We start from the raw sequence: 6203 nt of genomic DNA, 5'->3' as shown, positions 1-6203 counted from the left end.
CTTCAAAGGATTGTTCATCCCTCCATCTCAACCGCTATCACCCTCCACTCATATAGCAATTAAGATGCGTCGGCCCTGGCTCTTCCTCCACGCCACATGCTCTACGTCGCGGCTGGCGAGTAGACTTCCTTCGTATAGATAACGAGGGAGTACCGATGTTCAACCGTCGCATATTTCTCAAAGCAGGCGCGGGTGTCATTCCAATCGCAACCGCGATGGACGCTCTTCGCCCATTTTCGACTCTCTCCGCAGAGGAAACAGTCGTCGCGCCCAGGAGCGGGTCTAGTCCGGAACTTAGACCGAAGCTCACTTCGCTACCGCAACGGATGCCAGCGATTGACCCGGCTGCCGAGCCCTGGCAGAAGAGAGTTCGCCGAGTGGGACAGAGCAACATGACGGAGCATGATCCGGCAGTGATGAACGTTGAGGAGTGGGCCGATTACTGGCACTCCGCCGAGGTGGACGTCATCTTCATCAGCGTCACCGGCATTCTGGCGTTTTACCCGTCCAAGGTGAAGTTCCATCGCCATGGAAAATTCCTGAACGGACGGGATTTTTTCGGCGAGTGCATAGCCGCCGCAAAGAAACGCAATATGCGCGTCGTCGCGCGTATGAGCCCCGATCTTAATTGGGAAGATGCGCTCGAGGTACATCCGGAGTGGGCCATGCGCAGCAAGGATGGGTCCGTGCAATTCAGCGGCGAAGAACCGCGCCTCTTCAAGACATGCATGTTCTCCACCTACATGGACGATTACATTCCGGCCATCATGCGAGAGATCAACTCGCTCTACGATGTCGATTGCTTTTACACCAACGGTTGGCCGCCGCTTGGCGCTCTGCCCGTCTGTTACTGCGCCGTCTGCAGCAAGCTGCCGGCCGCCGGCACTCCAGCCTACTGGCGTGTCTTCACCGAGCGCGTTCTCGATCTCTGGCAGAGATATGACGCCATCGCCAAAGAGAAAAAGCAGGACAGCTTCTTTTTCGCCAACTCAGGTGGCAATGTCCGCGGCGGTCCCAATCTCGATCGCCTCGGCAAAGTTGCTGCATGGTTCCAGGCCGACAATCAGGGGCGCACCTATGATGATGCTGCTGTGTGGGGATGCAGTCTGCAGGGCCGAGTTTGCAATGCCGTGCTCGACGGCAAGTTTGCCGCCAATGTTACCGCTGCGTATTCCACCGGCAATCCAGGCTGGCGCAATGCGTCAAAAAATCCTGCCGAAGCGCGAATGTGGCTCAACGAATCTCTTGCCAGTGGCATGGCTCCCTATTATCACTTCGTCGGTTCTGAGAATGGTTTTGGAGAAGACCGTCGCTGGCAGAAGGTTGGCGTGGACTATTTCCGCTGGACGGCCAAGCACGACGCGCATTTCGCCACCCGCCGTTCCATAGCCAACATCGGAGTCGTAATAGGACAAAGCACGCAGCTTCTCTATCCCGGCCCCGCTACGGTGCGCTCACGTGCCTACATGCATGAGACTATGCAAGGCATCTACGATGCGCTCCTCCGCGGCCGTTTCGCATTTGACTTCGTACATGAAGATCGGCTTGAGCCGGAACGACTCAGCAAGTATCGTGCTCTCCTGCTGCCAAATATCGCCATGCTGAGTGACCGCCAGTGTGGGCAGATCAGCAATTATGTGCAGTCTGGCGGATCGATCATGGCCAGCTTCGAGACCAGTCTCTACGACGAAAACCTGAATCAGCGGGAGAATTTTGGACTCGCCGATCTTCTCGGCATCCACAAGGCCGGAAACGTCATTGGCACAAATGGCAATCCATATTATGCCCGCATTGAAACACCAGGCGAGGTCCCATTGCACCCTATCCCCCACCCCATTCTTGAAGGGTTCACCAACACTAACTGGATCCCCGGCGCGGAGAATCGCATTCCTCTCAAGCCAGTGCAGAAGCCCGTGCTCACAGTCGTCCCGGGATTCGTGCGCTATCCGCCAGAGCTGGCCTATCCGGCGGTCCCGCACACCGATGAACCCGCAGTGGTCCTGCGTGAATCGGGCCGCAGCCGCGTGGCCTACTTTCCCGGAGATATCGAGCGCACTTACTGGCTTACCGGCCACGGAGATCTGCTACGTCTGTTGCACAACACCATACGTTGGATTACGAATGACGAAAGCGTTGTTCACATCGAAGGCGAAGGCTTCATGGAGATGTTCTGCTGGGAGACAGCCCCCGGATATTCCGTCCATCTGCTCAACTACACCAACCCCAATGCTCATCATGGATGGATGCAATCGACTTACCCACTTGGCCCGCAGACCATAAGACTGCAGCTGCCGGAGAACGTGAGAGTAAAGTCTGTGGAACTCTTGCAGGCTGGGCAAAATTTACCGTTTCATCTGGAGAGTCAGATATTGCGATTCACCATGCCACGCGTTGAAGACTACGAAGTCGCGGCGATTACCCTCGCCTGAATCAGCAGCTGGTGTCAACCGCTGACTGCAGGCCAGGCCACTCATCCAAGTCTTCTATCCTTCCGGTGCTCCGTATTGAACAGGCTCGGGCGGGTGGCCCGGGGTCTTAGGGAAATCCATCGAGCAAAGCACGAGGGTGCCCCAGGTCTGGATTCTCAGGCCTGGGATAGCACGAACCTCAGTTCTCCGGTTCAGTTGAGCCTCGGTTTTCGATTCATGCATAATCGCCGATGCGCTCACCGATGCGATTACTTCCCGAATTCTTCGCGGACTTTGCGTAGAATTATCAGCCTTTATGCCACACTAGAAATAAATGGAAAGAACGCGACAGGGCCTCTCGGCGTAGCGTCCACTTGCGATTCTGCCGATCCGGTGGCCTGGGGTCAGTGACACCATTGGAATCTCACCTCAAATCTGTTTAAAATTCATCTGGACAAGAGCAAAAATGTCCTCACCGTGCACATCCTCAGCAACGGCCAGATGAACCTCGGTTCTTTTGACTTCAAATAGAGCCCGGAATGAGGCAAGCTGTAAGTGTCGAACACTTCTTCAGTGAATCTTCATCTTTCCCATCCGATAATCCACGATATGCGTGTTTTGGTCATCGAAGACGAAATAGGCCTGGCCGAGAACATCTCCACAGCTCTACGGGAAGGACCGGGCTATGCGGTCGATTGCGCAGAAGACGGGGATGAAGGTCTGGCATACGCGCGCAATCGCTGTTACGACCTTATTCTCCTCGACCTCATGCTTCCTCTCGTAGAGGGCTCAGAAGTTCTGCGCCGCATCCGCGCCGCCGGCGACAATACTCCCATTCTCATCCTCACAGCAAAAGATGAGGTAGCTTTTGTCGTCCGCCTGCTCAATTCCGGAGCCGATGACTACCTCGCTAAACCCTTTGATCTTGGGGAACTTCTGGCCCGTGCCAAAGCTTTGATTCGGCGCGGCAAAGGATCACTAAACCCGACCCTGTGCGTCGGTGAAGTCGTGATGAACACCATCGAGCAATCCGTCAGTCGGGCCGGTCGCGACATCACACTTTCGCGCACCGAGTACCGCATCCTCGAGTACCTCATCTATCGTCCTCGTGCCGTTATCTCCAAGCATGAACTGCTCGAACATCTCTATGACTTCAACTGGGATCATGAGTCCAATGTGATCGAAGTTCACGTCTCAAATCTCCGCAAGAAACTTAGCAAAGGCGATGAAGAACCACTCATTGAAACTCTGCGGGGACGTGGCTACCGCTTCTTGACCTCTCAGAAGCTGGCTACATGAGCCCCAGCTCTTACTCCATCACCCGGCGCATCGTTCTCCTCGTTTTAACCATCGAGTTCGCCGCCGCGCTGTGTGTAACTGCTGTGGCAGTTCTGTATGAACGTCAAACGCACTTTCGCGCATTTGACGTTTTGCTGCGCGGCCGCGCAGATTCTCTACTTGGTGCCGTACAAGACGCTGAAGATTCCGGCGACAACATCATGCTTGACAGCGCTGATGTTCGCGCGCCGCATGACGACATTTACGAAGTCACAGATGTCTCCGGACGCCTGCTCGGTCGCTCCTCCAACTGGAACGGCCCCTCGCCTGACGATTTCTCCTCCAAACCCGAAAAGAATCCGCGTCTAACCGGCGACGCCGAGTTCTATACCATCCGTGAGCATCACCAGAGCTACCGCCTCATCCGCATCCAGGGCACGCGCATCGTCGATCCTGGCGACAAAGGCGGCATCCCGCGCCACGCCATCATCTACTACGGCGCAAGCACACGACGCGTATGGGGAGCCGTGTGGCAAGCCGCCGGCTTCTATGCGGCGTCCAGCGTTGCCGTACTGATGGTGACTGGCATAGTCCTGCTCTGGTTATTGGATCGCAGCCTCGCGCCTCTGCGTCAGCTTGCTTCAGCCGCAGGCAAAGTCTCTGCATCAAGCTGGGATTTCGCGCCGCCCGAAAATGCCCGATCCATTCGCGAACTGTCGCCACTCGTCGAAGCTCTCGAAAGCCTGCTTGCCGGACTCCAGCGCTCCTTTACGCAGCAGCGCCGTTTTGTTGGGGACGCTGCACACGAGCTGAAGACCGGCGTAGCCCTCGTCAAGTCCTCCTTGCAACTGCTTATTCTGCGGGAACGAAATGTCGAGGAATACAAGACCGGCATCGTGCGTAGCATCACTCACAGCGAGCGCATGGAAACGCTCGTGGCACGCATGTTGACCCTCGCTCGCATTGAAGAGCATCACGATACGGCAAGCGACATCGGCGAAAGCGTAACCGCAGATCGCGCCCAACGTAGCGCCCTCGTATATGTACTCCGCGAAGCTGCTGCTGATCTGGCCAGCGTTGCCCAGGAACGCAACATCAACATCAGTTTCCGTGACGAAAAAGAAGTCGTTGCGGTCATCGGCGCAGAGCCGCTCCGATTGCTCGCGACCAATCGGCTGCACAATGCCATCCAGCACAGCCCCGGCGGTGCTGAAGTCGTCATTTCTGTCACGCAAAGCAATCAAATGGCTGTCTTTCAAATAGAAGATCACGGCGAAGGCATTGCTCCGGAAGATCTGCCGCATGTTTTTAATCGCTTTTATCGGAGCGACTCTTCACGTAGCCGAAAGACAGGCGGCACGGGCCTCGGCCTCGCAATCGCAAAAGCCATCGTAGAGCAGTACCACGGAACGATTGCACTTGGAAGCCAACTTGGTCAGGGAACAACTGCTATCGTAGCCCTGCCAATATTTGAGCAACCCACCGGGAGCTGGGGATCCTAGATTTTTGCCCCGTAATGCTATTGAGACGTTCGTTTCTGGTCGCCTGTGGAAATCTTGTCAAGCCCTTCCACAAAAAATATCTTGTAAACCCTTTGCCATCAGCACAAAATTCTTCGCGGAGTTTGCGTAGAATTATCAGCCTTTATGCCACACTAGAAATAAGCGGAAATAACAAAGGCCCGAATCCCACCGGATTCGGGCCTTTGCTTTTCTGATCTCTGAACTCTGAAAAAGGAGCTTCAACCGTGCGAAACCTCACAGTTCGTGTTCCCGATGACGTCTACAAAGCCGCTCGCGTCTATGCGGATCGATACCACACCTCTATCTCCTCTGTCGTGGCCGATTTTCTATTCACCCTCCGCCACTTGGCCGCCTCCGAAGACCTGATGCGCCCCGGCGCAGCCATCGACTTTCACCGCGAACTCCTGCAAGTCAACAAGGTAGGCCGCGCCAACCTCGAACCCCTCAACGACAAGGAATTTATTGGCATCGCCCGGCACATTCTCAGCACAAGGAGCTAGGCTGTGCAGTTGCACAGTCTCGGAATGAAGATTGCATAAAGATTTCTATAAGGAGTGTGCAAATGGCCGCAACCCAAACAAACAAAGCATCTTCAGAATTGAGTCCGCACAGGATAACTCACGCCATTGTCCGAATTCGAACAGCTACTGCTGCGGCGCAGGACGGCTGTCAGCTCGCAGATAAGCAATCAGCTGTTGAATCTGGTCACTCGAAAGCGAATCACGAAAAGCCGGCATCTTGCTTCCAGCACCGTTGACAATCCGGTTGGTGATCTTTTCGTCAGTCCAATGCTTCTTATTGCGGATTTCAACCAGGGCAGGCCCCTTCTTTGTACCTTCGAGATTGGCTCCATGACATTTGGCGCAGTTGTCATGAAAAAGAACAGAGCCTGGCGTAGCTTGATCCGGCTGAGGAGCCTGGGCCGAGCCGACAACGGCAAGAGCGAACAGAACGGCAGGAAGAATCTGGTATCTCACGAAGCTATTCTCACACG

At 55.2% G+C, this 6203-nt stretch carries 5 protein-coding genes; 4 read left to right on the top strand and 1 reads right to left on the bottom strand.

Going from position 1 to position 6203, the window contains the following annotated elements; all coding sequences use genetic code 11:
- The first annotated feature begins 155 nt into the window (after positions 1-155).
- From VO84_RS03685 to VO84_RS03670, 4 genes are all read left to right on the top strand, one after another.
- A complete protein-coding gene (locus VO84_RS03685; protein WP_058185914.1) occupies positions 156-2429 on the top strand; it encodes an alpha-amylase family protein in 2274 nt (757 codons plus the stop codon).
- A gap of 588 nt (positions 2430-3017) precedes the next feature.
- Positions 3018-3707, top strand: coding sequence for a response regulator transcription factor (locus tag VO84_RS03680; protein WP_058185913.1), 690 nt, complete (start codon positions 3018-3020; stop codon positions 3705-3707).
- The gene (locus VO84_RS03675) at positions 3704-5188 is read left to right on the top strand and encodes a sensor histidine kinase (protein ID WP_058185912.1); all 1485 of its coding nucleotides are present in this window, start codon (positions 3704-3706) and stop codon (positions 5186-5188) included. Before VO84_RS03680 ends, VO84_RS03675 begins: the two co-directional genes overlap by 4 nt.
- A 245-nt stretch (positions 5189-5433) precedes the next feature.
- Positions 5434-5709, top strand: coding sequence for a hypothetical protein (locus VO84_RS03670; protein WP_058185911.1), 276 nt, complete (start codon positions 5434-5436; stop codon positions 5707-5709).
- 144 nt (positions 5710-5853) lie between these two features.
- On the opposite strand, the gene VO84_RS03665 is transcribed toward VO84_RS03670, so the two are convergent.
- Positions 5854-6186 (bottom strand): c-type cytochrome, encoded by a 333-nt coding sequence (locus VO84_RS03665; protein ID WP_058185910.1) that lies wholly within the window; start codon positions 6184-6186, stop codon positions 5854-5856.
- Between the last annotated feature and the right edge of the window lie 17 nt (positions 6187-6203).

The organism is Occallatibacter gabretensis, from assembly GCF_001449115.1.
GTDB classification, from domain to species: Bacteria; Acidobacteriota; Terriglobia; order Terriglobales; family Acidobacteriaceae; genus Telmatobacter; species Telmatobacter gabretensis.
The sequence above is the reverse complement of the archived record's forward strand: the minus strand, read 5'-3'. Positions and strand labels throughout refer to the sequence as shown.

Bases quoted from the DNA above. Each gene is read 5' to 3' on its own strand.
- VO84_RS03685 (WP_058185914.1), top strand. From the start codon at position 156: ATGTTCAACCGTCGCATATTTCTCAAAGCAGGCGCGGGTGTCATTCCA.
- VO84_RS03680 (WP_058185913.1), top strand. From the start codon at position 3,018: ATGCGTGTTTTGGTCATCGAAGACGAAATAGGCCTGGCCGAGAACATC.
- VO84_RS03675 (WP_058185912.1), top strand. From the start codon at position 3,704: ATGAGCCCCAGCTCTTACTCCATCACCCGGCGCATCGTTCTCCTCGTT.